Origin of the sequence: Bergeriella denitrificans NBRC 102155 (genome assembly GCF_001592185.1) — a bacterium.
Classification (GTDB): Bacteria; Pseudomonadota; Gammaproteobacteria; order Burkholderiales; family Neisseriaceae; genus Neisseria; species Neisseria denitrificans.
The window spans coordinates 1-2,753 of sequence record NZ_BCWL01000247.1; the positions used below are offsets into that span (position 1 = coordinate 1).

Here is a 2,753-nt window from a genome sequence, read left to right on the forward strand (position 1 = left end):
TTGCGGAAATATTGGCAATACCGCTTGAGAAGAAGCCGGTAATGTTGTTCCAAGCAGCCTGAAAAGCCGTGCTGACGGTAGTCCACAATCCGCCGAACCAATCACCCAATCCCTGCCACAAGGCTTTCGACCAAGCCACCACCGTATCCCAGTTGGTATAGAGCAGATAAGCCGCACCGGCCAAAAGACCCAAGGCAAGAAAAATCGGGTTGGCCAGCATCATCAAGCCCAACCGTACAACCGCGGCGCCCAAAGAAAACAAAGCCTTGGCTGCCAGCGGCACAAAGCGCACCACCATACCGCCGAACGACAAGAATGCACGGGCAGAAACGGACAGCATGCGTACCAAACCACCGGCAAATACACGCCCTGCCGCAGCAGCAAACCGGGCAATATGTGCCGCACCGCCGGACAATACACGCCACGCAGAGCCCAGCCCTTTGCTGATACCGGCAGCCGTTTTAGCCGACAAGCCGAACATCCGTAAAGCCGTTGTCAGCCTGCCGACTTTCCCCAAGCGCATCAGTTGGAACAACCGGAATGCGGCGTTGGCTTTCATCACAGCGGTCCAAACAGCGCGAAACGGCATTAGAACCATACTGCCGGCATAGGCCAGCCCCAGAATGCCGAGCTTGGCCGCAAAAAAGCCTGCCGCCACGCCGACACCCCATTTGATGAAGTCTTTATTTTTCTCCAAAAACGGCTGCAAATGGTTTTCCACAAGCCCCTGCAAGGCTTGGGCAGCAGCCTTGATATCCGCACCGAAAACGCTGCCGAAAATGGCGGCGGCGTTTTCCGCCGCACCGCCCAATGCCTCCAGCGAGGCGGACAGCGTGCCGGTTTTGACTTTGATACGGTCGGACAGCGAAGCTTGCGCGTCCATTTTGGCCGTCATTTCATCAAAGGCTTTGAGACCGCCCTGAATCAGAATATCCGCCACCCGTCCGCCTTCCGAACCGAACATGGCGTTGGAAATATCCATCACGGCTTTATCGCCGTATTTCGCTTTGATTTTGCCGAATTCGGATTCCAAAATCCCCGTCACTTCGCGCAGGTCTTTGATGGAGCCGTCGGCGTTGAAAAAGTCGAATTTTGCGCCCGCCGATTCCATTATGCGGCGCAGTTCTCCTTTCCGCCCCTTCCCGGCAAATTCCATATTGGCAACGCCTTTGGACAGATTGCCCAAGAAGGTGCTGAAATTCGTACCGAATTGGGAGCCTTCGATGCCTTTGGTGGCGGCCATTCCCTCAACGGCATAAATTTTCTTTTGATGTTCCAGCCCCGTATAACCGAGCGTATTGGCCTTGCCCGCGTAATATTTCATGGCCTCGAACATATCTTCTTTTTTCAGGCCGGCGGCGAAATAGGCACGCTGGGTCAGGTCGGCAGATTTCAGCAGCTCGCTTTCCTTAATGCCGTGCGCTTCCATGTTTTTGGCAAAAAAGCTGCCGTCGGCAATCGGAATATCCATAACCACATTTAATTGCGCGGTAGCCAGACCGCCGCCGTTGATAATGGTGTCGTCGGAAATACCTTGGCTTTTCAGTCCGAGTGCCATTTTGGAAAAGTCGGTTTTGTTGCCGGGCAAATCCGCGCCCCATTTGGTGGTCAGCCGGTCGATTTCCTCAAACTTACCGAAGCTGCCGTCTTGACGCATCATGGCGATTTTCAAATCCGCCGATGCGTTTTCCTGTTCCATGAATTTTTTGACCGATGCAATGACCGGAGCGGAAATTACTGCCGCATGGCCTGCCGCCTCCGCCATTTCCGAGCGGAGGTTGGCGCGGTGTTGTTTGGCGTTTTCCTGTGCTTTGATGGCGCGGTTCAGGCGGCCTTGTGCTGCTTCCGCTTTGCCGATAGCCCTGCCCAGCAGGTCATAACGCTCGCGTAATACACCCAAACCGCTGCGTCCCGTTGCCACGCCTTTGGCTATGCTTCTGCCCAGTCTTTCCTGTTGGGTACGGACATTATTGATTTCGCTGCCCAACTCTTTAACCGTATTTTTGGCACGGCCGAACACTGTGGAAAAGCCGGCACGGACCGATGCGCCGATAACCACGCCGATAGCTAATTCACTTGACATTTCAAATACCTGATACCAAAATATAAGCGTTAAAAAGGAGATTGGTCGTGAAGAGGCAAAATCTGAAAAAAGGGCAGGATGATTTTATCGGCCAAGCCGAAATTATGGCTTGGTTTGTCTTCATCTTACTGAACTTGGCAATAACAGGCTGGGTTCTCTATAACCTGTTTGACTTTTCCGCGCCCGTCCTTTCGCTTATGGTAGGCGGGCTGATTGCCGTATTTGCCCTTATATGTGCCTCACCTTTGACCGCAGTCATCGCTTTTGCCGTAGGCTTTTCACTTACAGGCATTGCCGCGCTGGCTCAGCCAAAAACCTTATAATTTCCTGAAACCCGCCTTCATTTGGCGGGTTGCTTCGTTTTGGAATGCCTCAAAATCATCCAAAGTCAGATTGTCAACCGCATCCGGCGGCCAACCGTACCACCATGCCAAATCGGCGCAGGCGGCAGTAAGCCGTTGTATCGTCTCCTGCCTGCCGATTACTTCGGCCGGTCTGTTATTCCTGCTCCTGCATAAGTCGAAAGACACGCTGGATTTCTTTGTAATCGGCAAAATCCAACATATCCAAATCTTCCGGAACCAAACCCGTCAGCCGCGCAAAAATAAACAACTCCTGTTCGGCATCGCTGCCCAAATGGGCGGCGGCGCGGATGTCGCCGACTTTGGGA

At 53.4% G+C, this 2,753-nt stretch carries 4 protein-coding genes; 1 reads left to right on the forward strand and 3 read right to left on the reverse strand.

Features of this window, described 5'->3' with window-relative positions; translation table 11 throughout:
* Positions 1–2,083, reverse strand: a 2,083-nt coding sequence (locus tag BDE01S_RS09780) for a phage tail tape measure protein (RefSeq protein WP_066080940.1), incomplete at its 3' end; no start/stop codon positions are given.
* A 47-nt stretch (positions 2,084–2,130) separates the two neighbouring features.
* Between BDE01S_RS09780 and BDE01S_RS09785 the strand changes: the two genes are divergently transcribed.
* Positions 2,131–2,406 (forward strand): hypothetical protein, encoded by a 276-nt coding sequence (locus BDE01S_RS09785; RefSeq protein WP_066080944.1) that lies wholly within the window; start codon positions 2,131–2,133, stop codon positions 2,404–2,406.
* On the opposite strand, the gene BDE01S_RS11125 is transcribed toward BDE01S_RS09785, so the two are convergent.
* Positions 2,401–2,613, reverse strand: a complete 213-nt coding sequence (locus BDE01S_RS11125) for a GpE family phage tail protein (protein ID WP_245934294.1) — start codon at positions 2,611–2,613, stop codon at positions 2,401–2,403. The genes BDE01S_RS09785 and BDE01S_RS11125 overlap by 6 nt on opposite strands.
* Positions 2,582–2,753: phage tail assembly protein (locus BDE01S_RS11130; RefSeq protein ID WP_169798091.1), on the reverse strand; the 172-nt coding region annotated here is incomplete at its 5' end. The genes BDE01S_RS11125 and BDE01S_RS11130, both read right to left, overlap by 32 nt.